At 69.1% G+C, this 21,953-nt stretch carries 24 protein-coding genes and 1 tRNA gene; 20 read left to right on the plus strand and 5 right to left on the minus strand.

What is annotated here, in order from left to right; all coding sequences use genetic code 11:
• Positions 1–41: 41 nt before the first annotated feature.
• Positions 42–455 carry a Fur family transcriptional regulator gene (locus AORI_RS51465; RefSeq protein ID WP_020629376.1) on the minus strand — a complete coding sequence of 138 codons (414 nt, stop codon included), beginning with the start codon at positions 453–455 and terminating at the stop codon, positions 42–44.
• Between the two features lie 2 nt (positions 456–457).
• Positions 458–841: an ArsR/SmtB family transcription factor gene (locus AORI_RS51470; protein WP_043848664.1), complete on the minus strand. Its 384-nt coding sequence runs from the start codon at positions 839–841 to the stop codon at positions 458–460.
• Between the two features lie 262 nt (positions 842–1,103).
• On the opposite strand from AORI_RS51470, the gene AORI_RS51475 reads away from it, so the two are divergent.
• The 12 genes from AORI_RS51475 to AORI_RS51530 all read left to right on the plus strand — a co-directional run bounded on the left by AORI_RS51475 (position 1,104) and on the right by AORI_RS51530 (position 13,792).
• On the plus strand, positions 1,104–2,174 hold the full coding sequence (locus AORI_RS51475; protein WP_016332478.1) for a hypothetical protein: 1,071 nt from the start codon (positions 1,104–1,106) through the stop codon (positions 2,172–2,174).
• A gap of 7 nt (positions 2,175–2,181) precedes the next feature.
• Positions 2,182–2,814 (plus strand): class F sortase, encoded by a 633-nt coding sequence (locus AORI_RS51480; RefSeq protein ID WP_016332479.1) that lies wholly within the window; start codon positions 2,182–2,184, stop codon positions 2,812–2,814.
• 75 nt (positions 2,815–2,889) lie between these two features.
• A complete protein-coding gene (locus AORI_RS51485) occupies positions 2,890–3,552 on the plus strand; it encodes a class F sortase (RefSeq protein ID WP_016332480.1) in 663 nt (220 codons plus the stop codon).
• A 91-nt stretch (positions 3,553–3,643) separates the two neighbouring features.
• Positions 3,644–5,032, plus strand: a complete 1,389-nt coding sequence (locus AORI_RS51490) for a glycine--tRNA ligase (protein WP_016332481.1) — start codon at positions 3,644–3,646, stop codon at positions 5,030–5,032.
• 224 nt (positions 5,033–5,256) lie between these two features.
• A complete protein-coding gene (locus AORI_RS51495) occupies positions 5,257–6,180 on the plus strand; it encodes an ABC transporter ATP-binding protein (RefSeq protein WP_016332482.1) in 924 nt (307 codons plus the stop codon).
• Positions 6,177–6,905: an ABC transporter permease gene (locus AORI_RS51500; protein WP_016332483.1), complete on the plus strand. Its 729-nt coding sequence runs from the start codon at positions 6,177–6,179 to the stop codon at positions 6,903–6,905. Before AORI_RS51495 ends, AORI_RS51500 begins: the two co-directional genes overlap by 4 nt.
• A 15-nt stretch (positions 6,906–6,920) precedes the next feature.
• Positions 6,921–8,117, plus strand: coding sequence for a sensor histidine kinase (locus AORI_RS51505; protein WP_016332484.1), 1,197 nt, complete (start codon positions 6,921–6,923; stop codon positions 8,115–8,117).
• Positions 8,114–8,719 (plus strand): response regulator transcription factor, encoded by a 606-nt coding sequence (locus AORI_RS51510; protein ID WP_016332485.1) that lies wholly within the window; start codon positions 8,114–8,116, stop codon positions 8,717–8,719. The genes AORI_RS51505 and AORI_RS51510 overlap by 4 nt, the downstream gene beginning before the upstream one ends.
• Before the next feature lie 31 nt (positions 8,720–8,750).
• Positions 8,751–9,383 (plus strand): YdcF family protein, encoded by a 633-nt coding sequence (locus AORI_RS51515; protein WP_016332486.1) that lies wholly within the window; start codon positions 8,751–8,753, stop codon positions 9,381–9,383.
• A gap of 38 nt (positions 9,384–9,421) precedes the next feature.
• A complete protein-coding gene (locus AORI_RS51520) occupies positions 9,422–10,702 on the plus strand; it encodes a deoxyguanosinetriphosphate triphosphohydrolase (protein ID WP_016332487.1) in 1,281 nt (426 codons plus the stop codon).
• Positions 10,703–10,903: 201 nt separating this feature from the next.
• Entirely contained in the window at positions 10,904–11,980 is a 1,077-nt protein-coding gene (locus AORI_RS51525) for a serpin family protein (protein ID WP_016332488.1), read from the plus strand.
• A gap of 9 nt (positions 11,981–11,989) precedes the next feature.
• The gene (locus AORI_RS51530) at positions 11,990–13,792 is read left to right on the plus strand and encodes a hypothetical protein (protein ID WP_016332489.1); all 1,803 of its coding nucleotides are present in this window, start codon (positions 11,990–11,992) and stop codon (positions 13,790–13,792) included.
• Here the strand turns inward: AORI_RS51530 and AORI_RS51535 are convergent.
• Positions 13,782–15,023, minus strand: a complete 1,242-nt coding sequence (locus tag AORI_RS51535) for an aldehyde dehydrogenase family protein (protein ID WP_016332490.1) — start codon at positions 15,021–15,023, stop codon at positions 13,782–13,784. The two genes, AORI_RS51530 and AORI_RS51535, sit on opposite strands and share 11 nt — an antisense overlap.
• Before the next feature lie 174 nt (positions 15,024–15,197).
• Here AORI_RS51535 and AORI_RS51540 point away from each other — a divergent pair, with 174 nt between their 5' ends.
• Positions 15,198–15,764 (plus strand): carboxymuconolactone decarboxylase family protein, encoded by a 567-nt coding sequence (locus AORI_RS51540; protein WP_016332491.1) that lies wholly within the window; start codon positions 15,198–15,200, stop codon positions 15,762–15,764.
• Between the two features lie 57 nt (positions 15,765–15,821).
• On the opposite strand, the gene AORI_RS51545 is transcribed toward AORI_RS51540, so the two are convergent.
• Entirely contained in the window at positions 15,822–16,760 is a 939-nt protein-coding gene (locus tag AORI_RS51545; RefSeq protein WP_016332492.1) for a sigma-70 family RNA polymerase sigma factor, read from the minus strand.
• Between the two features lie 45 nt (positions 16,761–16,805).
• On the opposite strand from AORI_RS51545, the gene dnaG reads away from it, so the two are divergent.
• The 3 genes from dnaG to AORI_RS51560 are packed head-to-tail and all read left to right on the plus strand — an operon-like array spanning position 16,806 to position 20,005.
• The gene (dnaG, locus tag AORI_RS51550) at positions 16,806–18,710 is read left to right on the plus strand and encodes a DNA primase (RefSeq protein WP_037342879.1); all 1,905 of its coding nucleotides are present in this window, start codon (positions 16,806–16,808) and stop codon (positions 18,708–18,710) included.
• 2 nt (positions 18,711–18,712) lie between these two features.
• Complete coding sequence (locus AORI_RS51555; protein WP_016332494.1) at positions 18,713–19,225, plus strand: hypothetical protein; 513 nt, start codon at positions 18,713–18,715, stop codon at positions 19,223–19,225.
• Positions 19,226–19,240: 15 nt separating this feature from the next.
• Positions 19,241–20,005: a trans-aconitate 2-methyltransferase gene (locus AORI_RS51560; protein ID WP_016332495.1), complete on the plus strand. Its 765-nt coding sequence runs from the start codon at positions 19,241–19,243 to the stop codon at positions 20,003–20,005.
• Between the two features lie 12 nt (positions 20,006–20,017).
• Here the strand turns inward: AORI_RS51560 and AORI_RS51565 are convergent, their stop codons facing one another.
• Complete coding sequence (locus AORI_RS51565) at positions 20,018–20,248, minus strand: hypothetical protein (protein WP_228688334.1); 231 nt, start codon at positions 20,246–20,248, stop codon at positions 20,018–20,020.
• Positions 20,249–20,361: 113 nt separating this feature from the next.
• Here AORI_RS51565 and AORI_RS51570 point away from each other — a divergent pair.
• The 4 genes from AORI_RS51570 (at position 20,362) to AORI_RS83260 (ending at position 21,750) form a co-directional block, all read left to right on the plus strand.
• A tRNA-Asn gene (locus AORI_RS51570) sits at positions 20,362–20,434 on the plus strand.
• A 104-nt stretch (positions 20,435–20,538) separates the two neighbouring features.
• Positions 20,539–21,078, plus strand: coding sequence for a hypothetical protein (locus tag AORI_RS51575; protein ID WP_123798343.1), 540 nt, complete (start codon positions 20,539–20,541; stop codon positions 21,076–21,078).
• 58 nt (positions 21,079–21,136) lie between these two features.
• A complete protein-coding gene (locus tag AORI_RS51580) occupies positions 21,137–21,451 on the plus strand; it encodes a hypothetical protein (protein ID WP_043848666.1) in 315 nt (104 codons plus the stop codon).
• Positions 21,448–21,750: a hypothetical protein gene (locus AORI_RS83260; RefSeq protein WP_123798345.1), complete on the plus strand. Its 303-nt coding sequence runs from the start codon at positions 21,448–21,450 to the stop codon at positions 21,748–21,750. The genes AORI_RS51580 and AORI_RS83260 overlap by 4 nt, the downstream gene beginning before the upstream one ends.
• Positions 21,751–21,953 lie beyond the last annotated feature (203 nt).

Raw genomic sequence — 21,953 nt, forward strand, 5'->3', positions numbered from 1 at the left:
CAGGACATCTTTCGTCCTGAACGACCCTTTCATGACACTCGTCAGTGGTTCGAGCAGGTCCCGACGATCTCCACGGTGTGGCTGATGTCGGAGAACCCGTGCTCCGAAGCGATCTTCTCGGCCCACCGCTCCACCGCGGGTCCCTCGACCTCGACGGTGCTGCCGCAGAGACGGCACACCAGGTGATGGTGGTGGTGCGACGAGCAACGCCGGTAGATGGCCTCGCCGGTGTCGGTGCGCAGGACGTCGATCTCGCCGGCCTCCGACAGCGACTGCAGCGTCCGGTACACCGTGGTGAGCCCGATGCCGTCTCCGCGTTTGCGCAGCTCGTCGTGCAGTTCCTGGGCGGAACGGAAGTCGTCGATCTCCTTGAGCAGCTCGACCACGGCGGCCCGCTGTTTCGTCGACCGGCGTCCCGGCACCGGCGCGGAACTGTTGGCCGTCGTCGGACTCATGCTCACTTCCCCTCCTGAACGTGGGCTACGGCGTCCACCACGATATGCGCAAGGTGATCGTCGACCAGCCGGTACACCACCTCTCGGCCGCGTCGCTCACCCTGTACGACACCCGCGGTCTTCAGCACCCGCAGGTGCTGGCTGATCAGCGGCTGTGCGACATCGAGCGTGTCCACCAGTTCGTGCACGCACCTGTCCGCGTTACGCAGCTGCATGACGATGGCGATGCGCACGGGCGCGGCGAGCGCCCTGAGCAGGTCGCCGGCGTCCGCGAGGACGGCGGGCGAGGCCGAGGTGGCGGGTTCGGCGGGGGGACGGGCCGACGAATGCGGTCCGGGGTCTTCCGTGAGGCCCGGGGCGGCAGAGTCCGGGGTCACCGTAGCCATCGCCGCCTCCAAGTCCATCATGATTTCCGAAGTCATTGCCAGTAACAGCTCAGCCCATCTTAGTGTTCCCGTCCCCGGTGGTCTGTTCGCCGACCGGGCGACCACTTGGCGGCAATGTTACTGCTCCATTCGGGTGACTTTGCAAAGAAATGACCATTCCACTTCGCATGTGGTCGCCAACGGTGCAAGGTTGTCGCGGAGCGTTTCGTCGCTTCTACGCTGACGACCGCGCTCTGACGGCCCGGAGAGGCAGTGGGGAGACATGACTCGTTTCGTGACGAAGCTGGCCGCCGCGACGGCGGCCGTCGCTTTGGCGTCGGTTCCGGGGCTCGCCTCGGCGCAGACGACGCAGGCCGTCGACGAGAAGACCGGCCCCGTGTCGTTCGCGAACGTGGCGTCGGTGCGCATCGGGAACCCGGGATCGCTGATCACCGAGACCCAGCGCTCGCCGCTGACGCCCGGCCTGTCGAAACTCTCCCCGGACCGCACCGTCGTCCCGCGTGACGAGGGCGAGAAGAGCACCTTCGGCGACAAATGGGCCGTCAACCTGGGCCGCTTCGGCGCTCAGAGCCCGTTCCCGCCCGGTATCGCCAGCCGCGATCACAACGTGGTCGCCGCGCTGCAGCAGACCACGGTCCCGACGGCGGTCGCGGAGGGCAACTTCGCCCTGCTCGACAACGGCCGCGGAGGCGCGAAGCCCGCCGACAACACCGTGCTGGTGCTCGAAGGCGCGAAGAGCGCCGTCGACTGCTCGTCGCCGGGCAAGACGACGTCGTCGACGAGCGTGGGCAAGATCTGGGTGCGGGACGAAACCGGCGCGCTCAAGCCGTCCGGCGCTTCGGGCGTCGACGTCAAGGGCCTCAAGCTCGGCCCGCCGTCGGTCATCAAGAACGAGAACATCGGCAAGGACGACACCACCTCCGACCTCACCGTGTCCCGCGTGACCGCCTTCGACCAGCTCATCCGGCAGGACGGCTGGCGCAACGGCGACGTGACCGCGGTGGCGGGCTGGAAGGTGGACATCGTCACGCACGTCCGCGACGACGCGGGCAAGGATCTGCGCGAGGCCCGCACGACGCTCGTGCTCGGCGGCGTGAGCTGCTCGATCCCGAAGAACTTCGTCGCGAAGCCCGCCGGCGGTACCGGACCGGGCGCGGCGCCCGCGCAGCCCGCGGTGCCGGGGACGGTGCCCGCGGGCGGTATCCCGCCGCAGGCCGCCGACTCGACGCGGACCGTGGTCGGGCTGAGCCTGCTGGGCGGCGGCATCGTGATCGGCGCCGCGGCCATGCTGCTCCTCCGCCGTCGCAAGCCCGTTCCGGTGCGGGAGAAGTAGCCGCCCCGTGCGGCCCTGGCAGGCGGCACTGTCCGCAGTGGTCTCCGCGCTCGCCATCTCCGCGGGCGTGATCGTGCTGACCTGGATCCCGCCGGAACAGCCGGTGTCGTCGTTCGCGGAACCCGCGGTCGCGCCCGGTGAGGACGGTGCTCCCTTGGCGCTCCCCGCCGACAGTTCGAAACGCGGGCAGCGACCCGGCACCATCCGCCTGCCCGAAGGCGGATCGGCGAAACTCGTGCGCTCCGAGGTCAACTCCACCGGCGTCCTCCCGATCCCGCGCGGGCTCGGCGACGCGGCCTGGTGGGGTGCGCGGCTGGGCGCCGAAGCGGGTACGGCGCTGATCTCCGGGCACGTCAACTGGGGCGGCGTCAAAGGACCGTTCGACGAGTTGTGGCGGATGCGGGAGGGCCAGGAGGTGGCCGTCAGCGACGCGGCGGGCGGCATCTGGGTCTATCGCGTGCGGGAGATCGTCACGGTGCACAAGAACGACCTGCCCGCGCAGGCGGCGAAGCTGTTCGCGCAGAGCGGGCCGCACCGGCTGGTCCTCGTCACCTGCGGCGGCGACTATCTGGGCGGGACGGACGGCTACCGGGACAACCGGGTGATCGTCGCGACCCCCGTTTCCGGCCCGCCCGCCTGAAATCGGTGCAACCTCTCTCGGCTCGCGTCGCGTGTCTAGCGACACCGGCTAGACGCGAGCAAGGAGTAATACCCGATGGTGGGACAGTTCGACGTGGACGACGCGCGCGAGGAGCAGCCGAAGAAGCGCTCCAGCCTGGGGCTGATCCTCATCGGCGCCGCGCTCTTCGTGGTGGCGGCCGTGGTCGCCGTGGTGGTTTTCACCGGAAAGAGTGATCCGGTCGTCGCGGCCGCGCAGGACCAGGCGACCACTTCGGCGGCGCAGGCGCCCCAGACCCCGGCCGACCTGGGACAGGCGCCCGGCACGGTCAAACTCCCCGGCGGCGGAACGGCGAAACTGATCCGCAAGGAACTGACCGCGGACGGGACCCTCCCCATCCCCGAGGGCCTCGACGAAGCCACCTGGTGGGGCGCGAAACTGGGCGCCGACCAGGGCGCTTCCCTGCTTTCCGGGCATGTGAACTGGAAGGGGAAGAAGGGCCCGTTCGACGAATTGTGGCGGCTCAAGACCGGCCAGCAGGTCGACGTCGTCGACACCGACGGCGGCAAGTGGGTGTACAAGATCGGCGAGATCGTCACCGTGCACAAGACGAAGCTCGCCGAGCAGTCGGAGAAGCTGTTCGGGCCGGACGGACCGCATCGGCTGGTGCTGGTCACCTGCGGTGGCGAGTACGTCGGCGGGACCGACGGTTACGAGGACAACCGCATCGTCACCGCCTCGTTGGTCAGCAGGCCCTGAGCGGTCCGACCTCGCCGGAGGTCGCGCGGGGACGGGCGGTTAGTCTTGTCCTTCTAGCCCATACCCGTCCCCGCATGCTTCGGAGCGTGGAGTGCCCGCCAACACCATTGAGACCGTCGTCAGCCTGTGCAAGCGTCGAGGCTTCGTTTTCCCGTGTGGAGAGATCTACGGCGGTACCAAGTCGGCGTGGGACTACGGGCCCCTCGGTGTCGAACTCAAGGACAACATCAAGCGCCAGTGGTGGAAGACCGTCGTGCAGAGCCGCGACGACGTCGTCGGCCTCGACTCGTCGGTGATCCTGCCCCGCCAGGTGTGGGTCGCTTCGGGTCACCTGGACGTCTTCACCGACCCGCTGATCGAATGTCTCTCCTGCCACAAGCGGTTCCGCGCCGACCAGCTCGCCGAGGACTTCTCGGCGCGGACGGGCAAGGAGACGACCGAGGACGACCTGTCCGAGGTCCCGTGCCCGAACTGCGGAAACCGTGGCGAGTACACGGCGCCGCGTGACTTCAACATGATGCTCAAGACCTACCTCGGCCCGGTCGAGTCCGAGGAGGGCGTGCACTACCTCCGCCCGGAGACCGCGCAGGGCATCTTCATCAACTTCCTCAACGTGCAGACCACCGCGCGGAAGAAGCCGCCGTTCGGCATCGGCCAGATCGGCAAGTCGTTCCGTAACGAGATCACGCCGGGCAACTTCATCTTCCGCACGCGCGAGTTCGAGCAGATGGAGATGGAGTTCTTCGTCGAGCCGGGCGAGGACGAGACCTGGCACCAGTACTGGATCGACGCGCGCACCGAGTGGTACAAGGACCTCGGCATCAAGCCGGAGAACCTGCGCCACTACGAGCACCCGAAGGAAAAGCTCTCCCACTACTCGAAGCGCACCGTCGACATCGAGTACCGCTTCGCGTTCAACGCTGGCCAGGAATGGGGCGAGCTCGAGGGCATCGCGAACCGTACCGACTTCGACCTCACGACGCACTCGAACCATTCCGGCGTGGACCTGTCGTTCTTCGACCAGGCTTCGAAGCAGAGGTTCCGCCCGTTCGTCATCGAGCCCGCGGCCGGGGTCGGCCGGTCGATGATGGCGTTCCTGGTCGACGCGTACCACGAGGACGAGGTCCCCAACGCCAAGGGCGGCGTCGACAAACGAGCCGTGCTGAAGCTGGACTACCGGCTCGCGCCGTTCAAGGTCGCCGTGCTTCCGTTGTCCCGCAACGCCGATCTCACGCCGAAGGCGCGCGACGTCGCGGCGATGCTGCGCAAGCACTGGAACGTCGACTTCGATGACGCCGGCTCGATCGGCAAGCGGTACCGGCGTCAGGAAGAGATCGGGACGCCGTTCTGCGTCACCGTCGACTTCGACACGCTCGACGACCTCGCGGTGACCGTGCGGGAGCGCGACACCATGGCGCAGGAGCGGGTCGCGATCGACAAGCTCGAGTCGTACCTGGCGGGCCGGCTGATCGGCGCCTGAGTTCCGCAAGTACGTGAAGGCCCCCTTCATTGCGTCTAGCGCAGTGAAGGGGGCCTTCACGTACTTGAAGCGGCCGCGAGCGCGCGATTGGGCGAAGGGAGCTTTCCCCGCATCGGATGCGGTGATGGGCCCCTTCAGCCCGCGGCGCACCCCTGACAACTGTCACCCTCAGGTCATGACGCGCGGCCCACGGCCGCGACGCCCCCGCGCGACATGCTCTAAGCATGCGAGAACAAGACATCACCGCGGGGGCGGCGGTCCGGCTTTCCGGGCTGCGTAAGCACTATGGCGACGTTCACGCCGTCGACGGCGTGGACCTGACGATCGCGCCGGGCGAGGTGGTCGCGCTCCTCGGCCCCAACGGCGCGGGCAAATCCACCACCGTCGACATGATCCTGGGCCTGAGCGTGCCCGACAGTGGCACGGTGACCGTGTTCGGCCGCGAGCCGGGGGACGCGGTCGGCGACGGGATGATCGGCGCGATGCTGCAGGGCGGCGCGCTCGTCGAGGATCTCACGGTCGCCGAGACCGTCGGCATGGTCGCGGCGCTGCACCGCGAGCCGATGCCCGTGCGGGAGGCGTTGCGCCGCGCCGGGATCGAGGACCTCGCGAACCGCCGCTCCACCAGGCTTTCCGGCGGGCAGAAGCAGCGGGTGCGGTTCGCCGTCGCGCTGGTGAGCGACCCCGATCTGCTGATCCTCGACGAGCCGACCGCCGCGATGGACGTCGGCACGCGCCGCGAGTTCTGGAAGTCCATGTACGAGTACACGGACACCGGCCGCACGGTCCTGTTCGCCACCCACTATCTCGAAGAGGCCGAGGAATTCGCCGACCGTGTGGTGCTGATGCGGTCGGGGCGGATCGTCGCGGACGGTTCGGTCGCGCAGGTCCGTGCGCTGGCCGGGGGACGCACGATCCGCGCGGTGGTGCCCGCGGCGGCGGAGCCGGTGATCGCGCGGCTGCCCGCGGTCACCGGGTTCGAACTCCGCGGTGGCCGCGCCGCGATCTCCAGTTCCGATTCCGACGCCACGCTGCGCGCGCTGCTGGCCGAAATCCCCGGAGCGCGCGACATCGAGATCAGCGCCGTCGGCCTCGAAGGCGCGTTCCTGTCCCTGACCACCGAAGCCACCGAGGAAACCGTCCGATGAACCCGACCTATCTCAAGACCGAGATCGTCCGCACCTTCCGCTCCACCCGGTTCGTGCTCTTCGCCGTCGCCTTCCCGGTGCTGATGTTCCTGTTGCAGGCCAACGTTTTCGCCTCGGGTCAGCTGAACATCTCCGGCGTGATCATGGTCAACATGATGGCCTTCGGCGCCTTCTCCGCCGCCATGACGAGCGGCGCGAAACTGGCCATCGAGCGGTCCACGGGCTGGCAGCGCCAGCTGCGGCTGACCCCCCTGACCGGCGCCGGCTACCTCGGCGGCAAGGCGCTTTCGGCGATGCTCGTCGCGCTCCCGTCACTGCTCGTCGTCCCGCTGGTCGGCGTCCTGTTCCAGGGCGTCCACCTCGACGCCGCCGGCTGGCTGCGGCTGGTGCTCGGCATCTGGCTCGGCGCGATCCCGCTCGTGCTGCTCGGCCTGCTGCTGGGCCAGTTCGGCACGCCGGAGTCGATGCAGCCGCTGAACATGATCGTCATGATGGGCATGGGTTTCCTGGGCGGTCTGTGGATCCCGATCGACGGGATGCCGTCGTGGATGGCCGACCTTGCCCAGGCGACGCCGACGTACTGGCTGATCCAGCTGGTCCGCCCGGTGGTCACCGATCAGCTCACGGTGAGCCTCCCGGCCGCGCTGGGCGTGCTGGCGGCGTGGACCGCGGTCCTCGGGACGCTGGTGATCAGGCGTTACCGTAAGGACAGTGCGCGGGTCTGAGAAAAGGGTGAACCGGTGAGCGACTACCCGGGCAGGGTCGAGACGGGTTTGAACACCCGGGAGAACTGGTGGGCGGACATGCCGCCGCGAACCGGCCGGGGTCCCCGTCCGAGGCGGTGGGTGATCTTCGGCCTCGCCTTCGTCCTGCCCAGCTTCGTCCCCGCGGCGGTCGATCTGGCCACCGACGGGCCGAACGGGAAAGAGCTGGTGATCGCCGCTCTCCTGCTCTTCTACGGCGCCTGCTACGTGCTGTTCCCGCTCAGCCTGCGGCCTTCCCGCCGGAAGCTGACCTACGTCTTCTCCGCGCTGATGCTGCTCGTCGGTCTCGCCCTGGTCTTCCTGCACGACAACAACCCGTACATCCTGATCTACGCGACGGCGGTGCTGGCGTTCACGCTGCCGCCGGCGTGGGCGGTGATCCTCGACGGCGGCGCGCTGCTGCTGGTGCTGGGCGTCCACCTCGCCATCGGGAAGGACGACTTCGGTGACCTCGTGGCGGTCGCCTCGATCACCGCGGCGATGTTCTTCATGGCGAACCTGGTCCGCGCGGTGCGGAAACTGGAGGCGGCCAACCAGGAGATCGCCACGCTCGCGGTGGCGGGTGAACGCGAGCGCCTGGCGCGGGATCTGCACGACATCCTCGGTCACAGCCTCACCACCATCACGGTCAAAGCCGGGCTCGCCCGCCGGATCCTGGAGAGCGGCAACGACGACTCCCGCGCGCTGCAGGAGATCCGCGAGGTCGAGAGCCTGACCCGCAGCGCCCTTTCGGACATCCGCGCCACGGTGTCCGAATATCGCGAGGTGTCGCTGTCGGCGGAGGTCGCCGGAGCGCGGGCGGCGTTGCGGGCCGCCGAGATCGACGCGGACCTGCCGCACGCGGTGGACAACGTCGACCCGGCCCTGCAACGCACTTTCGGTTACGTACTGCGGGAAGCGGTCACCAACGTGCTCCGGCACTCCGGCGCGAAGCACGTGAAAGTCCGTCTCGGCAAGACCTGGCTGGAAGTCGAGGACGACGGCGAAGGCGGCGAGGCGATGGCGGGGAACGGTCTGCAGGGTCTCACCGAACGGCTGGACGCGGTCGGCGGGACCTTGACCGCCACCACGCCGCCTGGGGGAGGATGGCTCGTCCGGGCGGAGGTACCCGAGTCCGCCTTGCGGAGCGACGTGCCTGCGCCGCTCTCCGAACCCGCTGGAGGCTGCGCGTGATCCGGGTCCTGCTCGCCGACGACCAGGCGATGGTGCGCGGGGCGCTGGCCACCGTGCTCGGCCTCGAATCCGACATCGAGGTGGTCGCCCAGGTCGGCTCGGGCGACGAAGTGCTTCAGCGGGCGAAGGAGACCGCCCCGGACGTCGCGCTGCTCGACATCCAGATGCCGGGCAAGGACGGTCTCGAGGCCGCCGCCGAACTGCACGGCGCGCTCCCGTTGTGCCGGATCATCATCTGCACCACCTTCGGGCGGCCCGGCTACCTGTCGCGGGCGATGGCGGCCGGTGCCGCGGGATTCGTGGTCAAGGACGCTCCGCCGGAGCAACTCGTCGACGCCGTCCGCAGGGTCCACGGCGGGCTCCGCGTGGTCGATCCCGCACTCGCCGCCGAATCGCTCGCCACCGGCGCGAGCCCGCTCACCGGCCGCGAACACGACGTCCTGAAGGCCGCGAAGGACGGCAGCACGGTGGCCGACATCGCCCGCTCGCTGCACCTTTCCGAAGGCACTGTGCGCAACCATCTTTCGGCCGCGATGGGCAAGACCGGGGCGAGGACGAGGGCCGAGGCGGTGCGGCTCGCGGAAGAGCACGGCTGGCTCTGAGATCACTCCGCCGCTCTGCGAGAATCACCTCGTGAGTACCGCCGAACGGACCAAACCCACCCGCGCGAACTGGGTGCGCCGGACCTTGGCGGGATTCCTGCTGATCGTCGTCGCGCTGATCGGCGGAACGGCGTTCCGGGTCTGGCAGGTGGCGCGGGAGGACGTGCGCGACCGGGCCGACGTCATCGTGGTGCTCGGCGCGGCCCAGTACAACGGCAGGCCGTCGGAGATCTTCCGAGCCAGGCTGGAGAAGGCGAAGGCGCTGTACGACCGGGGCGTCGCCGAGGTGATCGTCACCGCGGGCGGCAAGAAGGCCGACGACAACTACACCGAGGCGCACGCGGGAGCGCAGTGGCTGCGCAAACGCGGCGTGCCCGTGTCGGCGACCCTGCCGGTCGGTGAGGGCAGCGACACCCTCCGCAGCCTCCGCGCGGTCGCCGAGCAGGTGCAGCAGCGGGGCTGGAAGACCGCCGTCCTGGTCAGCGACCCGTGGCATTCGTTCCGGGCGCGGGTGATGGCCGACGACCTGGGGCTCGACGCCTGGACGTCGCCCACGCACCGCGGCCCGATCGTGCAGGCCCGCGAGACGCAGGCGCGCTACATCGTCCGCGAGACCGGCGCGCTGCTGTACTACCGCCTCACCAGGTTCCCCGCGGAGGTCTGAACCCGATAAGTGTCGGTGATCGCGCTTAAGCTTGGCTGGTGAGCGACACCTACACCGAGGCCGACAGGGCGCGCCTGCTGCCCGAGCGGCCCAAGGGCGCGGCGCTGGAGGGCGCGGAAGACGGGCGGAGCGCCTTCGCCCGTGATCGCGCACGCGTGCTGCACTCGGCGGCCCTGCGGCGGCTGGCCGGCAAGACCCAGGTGGTCGGCCCGGGTGAAGGTGCCGAGGTCAGCGGCGTCCCGCGCACGCGGCTGACGCATTCGCTGGAGGTCGCCCAGATCGGCAGGGGGATCGCGGACGAACTGGGCGCGGACCCGGATCTGGTGGACACCGCCGGTCTCGCGCACGACATCGGGCACCCGCCGTTCGGGCACAACGGCGAGCGCGCGCTGGACGAGGTCGCGCAACCGTGCGGCGGTTTCGAGGGCAACGCGCAGACCTTGCGCATCCTGACCAGGCTGGAGCCCAAGGTCCTGCTTGAAGGCGGGGCGGCCGGCGGGCTGAACCTCACCCGCGCCTGTCTCGACGCCTCGACGAAGTACCCGTGGCTTCGCGAAGAAGGCAATCCGAAGTACGGCGTCTACGCCGACGACGCCGAGGTCTTCGCGTGGGTCCGGCAAGGGGCGCCGGAGCGCCGCACCTGTCTGGAAGCGCAGATCATGGACTGGTCCGACGACGTCGCGTATTCCGTGCACGACGTCGAGGACGGCGTGCTGGCGGGCCGGATCTCGTTGCGGGTACTGGCCGACGCGGAGGAACGCGCGGCGGTGGCCGAGGCGGCACGCAGTTTTTCGCACCAGTCGCAGTCCACTTTGGAAGGTGCGGCGAAGGAACTGCTCGACCTGCCCGTGGTCGCGGAACTCGCCGAACCGGGGCTCGACGGATCGCTCAAGGCGCAGGTCGCGTTGAAACGGCTGACGAGTGAGCTGGTCGGCCGGTTCGCGACGGCGGTGGTCGGCGCGACGAGGGAGGTCCACGGCGAGGGACCGCTGAGCCGCTACGCCGCACGCCTGGTCGTTCCGGAGCAGGTCGCGGCCGAGGTCGCGTTGTTCAAGGCGCTCGCGCTGCGGTACGTGATGAGCGACAAACGGCGCCTCGCGATGCAGGACGGTCAGCGTCAGACGCTCGCCGAACTGGTCGGCGCCCTGTGCCGCCGCGCGCCGGACGCGCTGGACGGCCTCTTCCTGCCCGCCTGGGAGGCCGCCGCGGACGACGCGGCCCGCCTGCGCGTGGTCGTCGACCAGGTGGCGTCGCTCACGGACGCGCAGGCGTACGCGTGGCACGCCTGGCACACCGGCCGCCACGGCGGTGTCGCGTGACTGGATGGCCGACACGCGTGACCAGACGGACGACACGCGTGTTCAAGCGGACGGCTCCGGCTACGCGTGTGTCGTCCGTCCAGTCACGCGTGTCGTCCACCTGATCACACGCGCCGTCCCCTAACACACGCACGACCGCCGAACCGAAACCGAACTTTCGGACAGGAGACGGACGGGCCCGTGCACGGTACGGTCTGCGGCATGGGAGCCGTCGAAAGCCACCTCCGGTTTGGTCTGGACCTCTATCGGGTGCTGGCGAGCCGCGCGGAGAACGCGTGCTTCTCGCCGTACTCGATCGCGAGCGCGCTCGGCCTGGTGACCGAGGCCGCCAAGGGGAAGACCCGCGAGGAACTGATCGCGCTGCTCGGCGACCCGGACGAGCTCGCCGACCTGCTGGGCAAGGCCTCGTCACTGCTCGAAGACGGTCCCGAACTCGCGGTCGCGAACACGCTCTGGGCCTGGGACGGGCTCCCGCTCGAAGACTCCTTCCGCGAGGAACTCGCCACCTGGCCGGGCGGGAAGGTCGAGAGCGCCCCGTTCGGCGACGATCCGGAGGCCGCGCGGCGGCTGATCAACGCCGACGTCGCGCGGGCCACCCGCGAGCTGATCCCCGAACTCCTGAAGCCGGGAACGGTCGCGGAGGACACCGTCGCCGCGATCGTCAACGCCCTGTATCTCAAAACCGCCTGGACCAATCCGTTCTCGCGTGACAACACCGCGCCCGCGGACTTCCACGCGCCGTCGGGCACCCGTACGGTGCCGACGATGTGGCTCGAAAAACAGCTCGACCACACCCACGAGGACGGCTGGCAGGTCGTCCGCCTCGGCGCCGAGGGCGGGGTGGAGGCGATCGTCCTGCTGCCGGACGGCGACCTCGACGACGCCGAACTCGACGCGGGGAAGCTCGCGGGCCTGCTGGAGAACACGCGGTCCAAGACGATCGCGCTGTCCCTGCCGAAACTCGACCTCGACGTCGACAGCCCGCTGACGGCGAAACTCCAGGAGCTCGGCGTGCGGACGATGTTCACCGCCGGCGCCGACCTCACCGGCCTCGCCGACGACGACCGGCTCGAAGTGTCCGAGGTGCTCCACCAGTCCGTGCTCCGCATCGACGAGCAGGGCCTCGAAGGCGCCGCCGCGACGGCGGTGCTGATGCGGCTGACGTCGCTCATCGTCGACGAGCCACTGGAAGTCGCCGTCGATCGCCCCTTCCTTCTGCTCGTCAGGCATGCCTCGACGGGTGTGATCTACTTTCTCGCCCGCGTAGTCGAGCCGTGAGGACGGTCAGTGAGTCTTTTCCAGGCTGAGACGGCGGAGGTGGACGCCGGGAAGACTCCCACGAGACCCCGCCGGTTCGCCGCCGCCGACGCCGCCATCATGGGCGGCTTCCTGCTGTTCGCCTTCCTGCTCTACAACGGGCTCTGGCTCGACCTCGAGGAAGGCTATCTCTGGAACAGCGCGTCGGATCAGAACCTGTGGGAGTGGTTCTTCTCCGTCACCGCGGACAACGTGCTGCACCTGAGGAACCCGCTCAGTTCGCACTTCCAGAACCATCCGCTCGGCGTGAACCTGATGGCCAACACGGCCATGCTCGGCATCGGCATCCCGCTTGCGCCGGTCACGCTCACCTTCGGCCCGACGCTCACCTGGGCCATCGCCCTCACCGGCGGTCTCGCCGGCACGGCGGCGGCCTGGTACTGGGTCTTCTCGCGGCATCTGGTCACCCACCGGGTCGGCGCGGCCATCGGCGGCGCGTTCGCCGGTTTCGCCCCGCCGATGATCTCGCACGGCAACGCGCACCCGAACTTCGTCGCGTGGTTCGTCCTGCCGTTCATCGCGCTGAAGGTCTTCAAGATCGCGCGCGGCGAACGCCCGGTCCGCAACGGGATCTTCCTCGGCCTGCTGGCGGCGTACCAGATCTTCCTCGGCGAAGAACCACTGCTGATCTTCGCGATGGCGTTCGCGATCTTCGCCATCGCCTACTTCGCGACGAACTACCGCGAGTTCCCGCCGATGGCGAAACCGCTGGGGATCGGCGTCGGCATCGGGGTGCTCGTGGCGCTCGTGCTGTGCGCTTTCCCGCTGTGGTGGCAGTTCTTCGGCCCGCAGAGCTATCAGGCGATCGAGCACGGCCCGGTCGGGAACGACACCGCCGCGTTCACCCGGTTCGCGACGCAGTCCGTCGCCGGGCAGCCGCAGGCCGCCGCGGACGTGTCGATGAACCGCACCGAAGAGAACGCGTTCTTCGGCTGGCCGCTGATCGTGCTGATGGTGGTCATCACCGCCTGGCTGTGGCGCGAGGTGTTCGCGCGGGCGCTGGCGATCTCGATGTTCGTGATGGCCTGGCTTTCCCTTGGTGTGCAACTGATCGTGGTGCACGAGGAGACCGGGATCCCGGGGCCGTGGAAGCTGTTTTCGGAACTGCCGTTGTTCGAGTCGCTGCTGGAATCGCGGCTGGCGATGGGCTGCATCCCGCTCATCGCCGCCCTGCTCGCGCTGGCGACCGAACGCGTCTACACGGTCGCGTCGAAACTGCCCGAAGTTCCGGGGGAGCGGCGATTCCCGTTGCGGCTGGTGTGGATCGGCGTGGTCATCGCGGTCCTGCTGCCGATCGCGCCGACCCAGCTGATCGTCAAGGACCGGCCGCCCACGCCGAGGTTCCTCGCCGACGGCACCTGGCGGAGCTACGTCGCGCCCGGCGGGACCGTCGTGCCCGTGCCGTTGCCCAGTTCCGGCGAATCCGAGCCGCTGCACTGGCAGATCGACGCGGGGCTCGGCTACTCGATGCCGGAGGGCTACTTCGTGGGCCCGAGCGGGCCCGACGACAAACGCGGCCGCTACGGCGCCATCCAGCGGCCGACGTCGGTCATCTTCGACCAGATCAAGCAGACCGGCGTGCCGGCGACGATCACCGAATCGCAGCGGGTGCAGGCGCTGGAGGATCTGCGGTACTGGAACGCCGACGTGCTCGTGCTGATCCCGCGCGAACACCAGGACGCTTTCCGGACCACCGTGGATCTTCTGCTGCGCAAGCCCGCCGAATTCGTCGACGGCGTCTGGGTGTGGGACGTCCGGACGATCACTCCGTGAGCCCGGCCCGGCTCGCGGACCACCGCGAGCCGGCGAACGGCTCGCCGGCGCGGTGTTCGTTGACCCGAACCGTTGCGCAGGCGAGCCGTGCCGCGACTTCGGCGGCGTGTTCCTCGTCCGCGCCCCATACCGATCCGCACAAGCCGGGCGCCGTGGCGTTCGCGAGCCCGACGGCTTCGTCCACTGTGGAGCATCGGACGACCGGGAGCACCGGCCCGAACTGCTCCTCGGTCACCACCCGCATCCCGTCGTGCGCCTCGGCGAGGATCGCCGGTGCGAAGAAGTAGCCCGGCCCGTCGAGCGGCCCGCCGGTGACGATCCGTGCGCCGCTCGCCCTTGCCTCGTCGGTGAGACCGGTGACGCGGTCATGGCGCGGCCGGTTGTTCACCGGGCCGATCTGCGTTCCCGGCGTCCTTCCGTCGCCCACCACGACTTCCGCCGCCATGGCCGCCAGCGCCTCGACGACGCCGTCGTAGACCGGTCCGACGGCGTAGACCCGCTCGACCGCCACACCGATCTGCCCGCAGTTGGCGAAAGCGCTCCAGAAGAGCCGTTCCGCGATGGCGGCCGGGTCGGTGCCGGGCAGGACGATCGCCGGATCGTTGCCGCCCAGTTCGAGCGCCAGCTGTCGCCATTCCGGCGCGGCCGCCATCCGCTTCCCGGTTTCGGCCGACCCGGTGAAGGCGACCTGCCGGATCCCGGGATGGGCGATGAGAAGCTCGCCGAGGGGATCCTGGCCGGTGAGCACGGTCAGCACACCCGGCGGCAGCACCTCCGCCAGCATCCGGCCGAGGTGCAGTGTGGTGAGCGGCGTGCGCGGCGAAGGCTTGAGCACCACCGTGTTCCCCGCGGCGAACGCCGATGCGAGCATCGCGACGGCCAGCTGAACGGGGAAGTTCCACGGCGTGATCGCGGCGACCGGCCCTTCGTCCGCGACTCGGGATTCGGTCCCAGACCCCGCGAAATGCCGGAATCGCGCCGCCGCTCCGGCGAACTCGGCTTCGGCTTCGCGAAGCGGTTTCCCTTGCTCCTCGGTGAGAACGGGGGCCAGCACGGGCGCCGCCTCCTCGACGACGACCGCGCACGACATCAAGGCCGCGCGCCGGTCCGCCGCGCGCCAAGCGTGGGAGGCGACCGCCGCGGCGCGTACCGCTTTGTCGACCTCGGCGGGCCCGCAGTCGGGAACGGTCGTGATCCGTTGTCCGGTGGCGGGATCCTCGACGGCGAGCATGGTCCTCCTCGGTGGAAGGAAAAGTGCCGGCTCACCAGCGTAGCGTCGATGATCGACTGGCGGTTCCGGCGAAAAGGCTAAAAAGCGAGGGTGGCGCACGTCACCGACGGTGCTGTCACGTCCGCGCGGGGCGCCTCGTCCAGTCGGTGAACGCACTCGCACGAGGAGGACACCATGCCGCGCATTCCCGCCGTGAAGACCGCCGAAGCCGGTTTCCTGCTGAAGCTGTTCTACAAGTTCGCAGGCAAGCGTTTCGGCGCCGTGCCCGAGCCGATGGCCGTCTACGCGCACCACCCGGCCCTGCTGCGGGCGAACGGCATGCACGAGATGATGGCGGAGAAGGCCAGCAAGACACTGCCGTCGAACGTGCGCGAGCTGGCCGTGTACCGCGTCGCGACCCAGCTCGGCTGCTCGTGGTGCATCGACTTCGGGACCATGCTGCAACTGCACGAGGGTCTCGACATCGAACGGCTGAAGAACATCGACGACTACGCGAAGTCGCCCGCTTTCACCCACCAGGAACGGCTCGCGCTCGCGTACGCCGACGCGATGACCGCGAGCCCGGTGACCGCTACCGACGAGCAGGTCGCCGAACTGGAACGCGAATTCGGCCGCAAGGGCGTCATCGAGCTGACCTACCAGATCGGCCTCGAGAACATGCGGGCCCGGATGAACAGCGCGCTGGACATCACCGCGCAGGGCTTCACCTCGGGCGATGCCTGCAAGATCCCGCTTCCCTGAGATTCCCGCGTTTAGTCCTCTGAATGCGCCCAGGCGCATTCAGAGGACTAAACGCGGTCAGAGGCCGGCGCGGGTCCGCGCGGTCGTGAGCTTGTCCGGGTTCGCCATGTCGTAGATCGCCACGATCTTCCCGTCGCGGATGACGAACGCGTCGACGTGCTCGTCCAGCGCCCGGTACCGCTCGGAACCGGGCTGCGGCGGCAGATAGACGCCGAGGTCGCCGTTGACCAGCGCGAGCCTCGCCTTTTCCATCCCCGCCGGGTCGTACATCCGCATGAGGCCCTGGAACAGCCGGGTGACCTTGTCGAACCCGGCGACCGTGTGGATCGCCGTGCGCGCCTTGCCGCCGCCGTCGCCGACGAGGACGACGTCGGGATGCAGAACCTCGGCCACCGCCTGGATGTCGCCGGTGAGCATCGCGGTCATGAACTTCTCGATGATCTGCTGCTGCTCGGCGAGCGCCGTCCGCGGCGGCGGATCGGCGTCGGCGACCGCGCGCCTGCCGCGGGAACCGTGCTGGCGCGCGGCGTCCGTCGTGCAGCCGAGGATCTCGGCGATCTCGCCGAACGGCACCGAAAACGCGTCGTGCAGGACGAACGCGACCCGCTGCTCCGGCGTCAGCCGGTCGAGGACCACCATCGCGGCCATGCGCATGCCGTCGTCGCGGACGGCGACGGCCAGCGGGTCCTCCGACGAAGGGGTGCCCAGCGGGCCGAGGACCGGTTCGGGCAGCCATTCCCCGACGTACCGTTCGCGGCGCACCACCGCCGACCGCAGCCGGTCGAGGCAGATCCGGCTGACGACGGTGGTCAGCCAGCCCTTGTGGTCTTCGATGGCCGCGCGGCGGCGTTCGTCCATGCCGCTCAGGCGCAGCCACGACTCCTGGACCGCGTCCTCGGCGTCGGACAGCGTGCCGGTGAGCCGGTAGGCGACCGACACCAGGTGGGGCCGCAGCGCGGCGAAGTTCCCGGCGAGTTCGTCCAGGGCGGTGCTCATTCCCCGAGTGTGCCGCACAGCGCTCGGGGAGCGGGAACTAGAGTGATGAGCGTGGCAGGACGGATTCGGGAGAGCGACATCGCGGAGGTGCGCGAGCGCAACCGGATCGACGAGGTCATCGGTGATTACGTGGCGCTGCGCAGCGCGGGCGGGGGCAGCCTGAAAGGGCTTTGCCCGTTCCACAACGAGAAGACCCCGTCGTTCAACGTGCGCCCCACTCACGGCACCTTCCACTGCTTCGGCTGCGGCGAAGGCGGTGACGTGATCAAGTTCATCCAGAAGATGGACCTGATCTCGTTCGTGGAGGCCGTCGAGCGGCTCGCGGATCGCGTGGGTTTCCGGCTGACCTACGAGGGCGGCGGCGGAAGCGTCCAGCGTGATCGCGGCACCCGCGCCCGGCTGATCGAGGCGCACCGCGCGGCCCAGGAGTTCTACGCCGAGCAGCTGCTCACCCCGGACGCGCGCGCGGCGCGGGACTTCCTGTCGGAACGGGGGTTCGACGCGGCCGCCGCGCAGACGTTCGGCTGCGGGTACGCGCCGGCGGGCTGGGACAAGCTCACCAAACATCTGCTCAACCGCGGGTTCGAGGTCAAGGAACTGCTCACGGCAGGGCTGGCCAAGGAAGGGCAGCGCGGGCCGATGGACCGGTTCAACCGGCGGCTGCTGTGGCCCATCCGCGACGTCGGCAACGAGGTGGTCGGGTTCGGCGCGCGGCGCCTGTACGACGACGACCGCGTCTCGGCGAAGTACCTGAACACCGCGGAGTCGCCGATCTACAAGAAGTCGCAGGTGATGTTCGGTCTCGACCTGGCCAAACGCGAGATCGCGAAGCGGCACCAGGTCGTCGTCGTCGAGGGCTACACCGACGTGATGGCGATGCACGCCGCCGGGGTCCCGACGGCCGTCGCGTCGTCGGGGACGGCGTTCGGCGAGGACCACATGAAGGTCCTCCGGCGGCTGATGATGGACGACGACGCCTTCCGCGGCGAAGTGATCTTCACCTTCGACGGTGACGAAGCCGGCCAGAAGGCGGCATTGAAGGCCTTCGAAGGCGACCAGACCTTCGCCGGGCAGACCTACATCGCGGTCGCCCCCGACGGCATGGACCCGTGCGAACTGCGGCTCGCGAAGGGCGACACCGCGGTGCGCGACCTGGTCGCGCGGCGGATCCCGCTGTTCGAGTTCGCGATCAAGAGCATGCTCAAGGCCTTCGACCTCGACTCCGTCGACGGCCAGGTCGCCGCGCTGCAGAAGACCGTCCCGCTGGTGGCGGGGATCAAGGACCGTGCCAGCCGGGACGGCTACGCGTCGAAACTCGCCTGGTGGGTGGGCTGGCAGGACGCGGCGCAGGTGGTGAACCGGGTGCGCGGCAGCGCCGGGGCGGCGGCGAAACGCTCCGCCACCGTCGAGGTCCGGCGGCCCGCCGCCGCGGCCACCGCCACCGCCGAAGAGGACCTTCCCCGGCCCGCGCCCGGCGACCCGCGCTTCATCGCGCAGCGTGAGGCGCTCAAGGCGGCACTGCAGCAGCCGATGCTCGCCGGAGCCGAATACGACGCGCTGCCCGAAGACGCGTTCACCCATCCGGTTTACGTCGCCATCCATAAGGCGCTGCTGTCCGCCGGGGGAGCGGGCTCCGGGCTGACCGGGCCCGCCCTGCTCGACGCGGCCGCCCCGCACTGCCCACAGGGCACGGTGCGGCGCGTGCTCAGCGAGCTTTCGGTGGAACCGTTACGCGCCAAGGGCGAAGTCGACTCGCGCTACATCTCCGCGCAGCTCGCGGCGGTGCAGGAAAGCCTGGTCGGCCGCCAGATCAACGAGATCAAGTCGAAGCTCCAGCGGCTTTCCCCGGTCGAGGCGCCGGACGACTACCGCGCGCTGTTCGGCGACCTCGTCGCGCTCGAGCAGTACCGGAAGGCGCTGAAGGAACAGGCCATCGGCGGATTGGACTGAGCATGGGCTGGCTGCGTCACCTGCTGGGTGACCGTGTCCCGGCGGATTTCGACGGCTCGCTGGACGACGGCGAGCACGTCGTCGGGAGCGCGGCGGTCGAAGGCGGCGGATATCTGCTGGTCACGCCGCTGGGCCTGTGGATCCCGGGCCCGCGCCGGGTCGGCTGGCATCTGGTCGGCAAGGCCGCGTGGTCCACCGGGGTGCTGACCCTGACCGAATCCGAGGAGACCGGCATGGCGGGGGACGCCGTGCTGCTGGCCGACAAGACCCCGGTCCGGTTCGAGCTCGCCCGGCCCGGCAAGGTCCCGATCCTCGTGCGGCAGCGGGTCGACGGCTCGGTCCGCGGGCGGTACCGCAAGGACCTCGGGACCGGGGGAGCATGGTTCGTCGAGCGCAAGGTCCCCGGTCAGGACGGCACGGTGCTGCAGGTGCGGCCCGATCCCGGCACCGACGTCGACCTGGTCAAGGCGATCGCCGAGGAAGCGGCCAGGAAGCTGGCGAAGCCGGACAGCTAGCAGTACGCTCGTACTGTGTGGGATCCGGTCAAGTACCTCGACTACGCCGACCTGCGGGCCCGGCCCTTCCACGACCTCGTCGCGCGGATACCGGCCGAGGCGCCCCGCCGCGTCGTCGACCTCGGCTGCGGCCCCGGCAATCTGACCGCCGGCCTGGCGGAGCGCTGGCCGGACGCGATCATCGAGGCGAGCGACAGTTCACCCGAAATGGTCGAAGCCGCGCGATCACGAGGTGTCGACGCGCGAGTGCTGGACGTCAACGACTGGGTGCCCGAGCCCGACACTGACGTGGTCATCTCGAACGCCGTGCTCCAGTGGGTCCCGGAACACCGTGACCTGCTCCGCCGCTGGGTGGACCTCCTGCCGTCCGAGGCGATCCTCGCGTTCCAGGTGCCCGGCAACTTCGACGCCCCGTCACACGCCCTGACCCGCGCTCTCGCGCGCACCGACGAGTGGGCTCCGCGCCTCGCCGGCGTCGTCCTGCGGGAGAACGAGGCCGTCGACAGCCCGCTCGGCTACGGGACCCTGCTCGCCGACGCGGGCTGCGCCGTCGACGCCTGGGAGACGACGTACCTGCAGCGGCTGTCCGGGGAGGACGCCGTACTCGAATGGATCACCGGCACCGCGCTGCGGCCGGTCAAGGAGGTCCTGCACGGGGAAGACTGGGACCGTTTCCGCGCGCAGCTCGCCCGCAAGCTGGACGAGGCCTACCCGCCGCGCCCCGACGGGACCACCTGGTTCGAGTTCCGGCGGATCTTCGTGGTCGCCGTCGTGGCCTGACGCGGCGAAGGATCAGCGCTGAGGCCGCCCGAACCGCTCACCGACCTTGGCGCGAGCGACCCCGGCGGCGCCCTGCACCATGGGGTGGTCGGCGACCTTGCGGTAGGTCCGCACGATCTGCTCGTACCGCCCGCGGCCGGCCTTCGCGCCCAGTACGTAGCCCGCGGCCGCACCCAGCAGGAACATCTTCATCCGAGTCCACGCCTCCCGTTCGATCTTGCTCCGGCTGTCATTGTCCCTCAAAACGCGAGCTTGACGAGGTGATGTCGAAAGTGGGGGGTGGGTGCACGGCCGCCGGAGGGCATGGGCTAAAGTTCTCTCATCGGTCGGAGCGATCCGGCTGGTACGGAGCACAATCCCCTGTAGCTCAACTGGCAGAGCATTCGGCTGTTAACCGGAGGGTTCTTGGTTCGAGTCCAAGCGGGGGAGCACAAGGCCCAGGTCATCGACCTGGGCCTTCTTCGTGTCCGGACTTTGGCCTGGCCTCAGTCGGTACGGTGTTCCTGTTCGGCGGTTCTCGGTAGCTTCGATGGATGTGGCTTCCGTTTGTGACTGCTGCGCTCGGCGCCTTCTTCGGTTCGGTCGGCGGATTCACCTCGTCTCTCTATCTCGCGCGGCGGGCGGACCGGCAGAGCACCACGAACCACCTGATGACGGAGTTCCTGTCCGTCGCGTTCCTGGCGCACCGGATCGCCCTCGAACATCTCCGGGCTCGGATGTCGGACGGCGACGTCACCGCCGAGCAGGTGGCCGGCGGTTTCTGGTATCCCGGCGACCGGGACTACTACCGCGGTGAGCTCGAAGGCGAACTCAACACCCATCAGCACCTGACCATGTACATCGGATTCCTCGTGCGCATGGCGGACGCGATCCAGCGACGTCGTATCGACGTCGACGCGATTCGTGCCGGGATCGGCGCGCAGTTGCGATGGTGTGACGCCCTCGTGCTGGAAGTGGCCGCGCAAACCCAGCAGCAAGCGACCGAGAACGACGCGCCCTTTCCGACGTGGGTGACCGCTGTCAGGTTGGTACACGACGAGCTGGTGGATGACTTTCCAGACGGACGACGCTGAGGTCGCTGCCACCGGAGGCGTGTCAGACGCGCGAACGCCGTGCTGATTGGCTGTGTGCATGACAACGAAGTGGGGGCGCACGGTGGCCGCCGGTGCGATGGTGCTCCTGGTCTCCTCGTGCTCGATGATGAGCGAGGAGCAAAAGGCGGTGGAGCTGCGCAGGGCAGGTGAGCAAGGAGCTGAGGCGCACGTCGCGCTCCTCGCGGAGTCCGCGGTTCGCGCGCCTGAGGTGTGCTTGACCAACTACAAACGCTTTACCGGTGGCGCGCCGTGGGACGAGCCGTACAGCGCCACGGCGGATTGGATCTCGCTGCATGGGGATCACTTCGTGGACAGCTGCGTAGCGGGGAAACCGCGGGTTCCGAACCCGTGAGCTTCCGGACGGGATCAGATGCCGAGCAGTCGTTCTGCTGGAGCATCGAATTACCTGAGCTGACTGCTGACGAGGCATCGCAGGCGGTCTCCGCCATCAAGGGTGCTGGGTTGGCTTCTGAACCACTACTTGTCGACCCGGCTGTCTTCCTGACCCTTCATCTGGATCGTGAATCAGTCGAAACTCTTTTGGCTGGCTTGGCTGTAGGTCCTGCCAACGCGGTCAGCGACAGTCTGAAGGAATCGTTCGAAGAGTGGTTGGCTTGGCGCGGCGCGGACCCGGCCAGTGATGGTGAATAGTTCGGTTGGGTGATGGAGGCCGTGGTCGCCTGGCACCGGTGTCGTCGTGAGACGCCAGAGGACACCCGAATGACTGATTCTCTTGGGAACTATCGCTATTCGCGACTCCGGAAATCAAAATAGGGGCTGCTGGTTTCACAACGGCCGGAAACCGACCCAGCCACCCACCGGAAGGCACGAAAAGACGTGACCAACCTCCGCGT

The sequence above is a fragment of the Amycolatopsis keratiniphila genome (assembly GCF_000400635.2).
GTDB lineage: Bacteria > Actinomycetota > Actinomycetes > Mycobacteriales > Pseudonocardiaceae > Amycolatopsis > Amycolatopsis keratiniphila.

Excerpts from the sequence above, each read along its gene's own strand:
- AORI_RS51575 (WP_123798343.1), top strand. The coding sequence starts at position 20,539 with ATGTGGCTTCCGTTTGTGACTGCTGCGCTCGGCGCCTTCTTCGGTTCG.
- AORI_RS51555 (WP_016332494.1), top strand. The coding sequence starts at position 18,713 with ATGGGCTGGCTGCGTCACCTGCTGGGTGACCGTGTCCCGGCGGATTTC.
- AORI_RS51470 (WP_043848664.1), bottom strand. The coding sequence starts at position 841 with ATGGCTACGGTGACCCCGGACTCTGCCGCCCCGGGCCTCACGGAAGAC.
- AORI_RS51500 (WP_016332483.1), top strand. The coding sequence starts at position 6,177 with ATGAACCCGACCTATCTCAAGACCGAGATCGTCCGCACCTTCCGCTCC.
- AORI_RS51495 (WP_016332482.1), top strand. The coding sequence starts at position 5,257 with ATGCGAGAACAAGACATCACCGCGGGGGCGGCGGTCCGGCTTTCCGGG.
- AORI_RS51535 (WP_016332490.1), bottom strand. The coding sequence starts at position 15,023 with ATGCTCGCCGTCGAGGATCCCGCCACCGGACAACGGATCACGACCGTT.
- AORI_RS51465 (WP_020629376.1), bottom strand. The coding sequence starts at position 455 with ATGAGTCCGACGACGGCCAACAGTTCCGCGCCGGTGCCGGGACGCCGG.
- AORI_RS51525 (WP_016332488.1), top strand. The coding sequence starts at position 10,904 with ATGGGAGCCGTCGAAAGCCACCTCCGGTTTGGTCTGGACCTCTATCGG.
- AORI_RS51485 (WP_016332480.1), top strand. The coding sequence starts at position 2,890 with ATGGTGGGACAGTTCGACGTGGACGACGCGCGCGAGGAGCAGCCGAAG.
- AORI_RS51475 (WP_016332478.1), top strand. The coding sequence starts at position 1,104 with ATGACTCGTTTCGTGACGAAGCTGGCCGCCGCGACGGCGGCCGTCGCT.
- AORI_RS51540 (WP_016332491.1), top strand. The coding sequence starts at position 15,198 with ATGCCGCGCATTCCCGCCGTGAAGACCGCCGAAGCCGGTTTCCTGCTG.
- AORI_RS51580 (WP_043848666.1), top strand. The coding sequence starts at position 21,137 with ATGACAACGAAGTGGGGGCGCACGGTGGCCGCCGGTGCGATGGTGCTC.
- dnaG (WP_037342879.1), top strand. The coding sequence starts at position 16,806 with ATGAGCGTGGCAGGACGGATTCGGGAGAGCGACATCGCGGAGGTGCGC.
- AORI_RS51545 (WP_016332492.1), bottom strand. The coding sequence starts at position 16,760 with ATGAGCACCGCCCTGGACGAACTCGCCGGGAACTTCGCCGCGCTGCGG.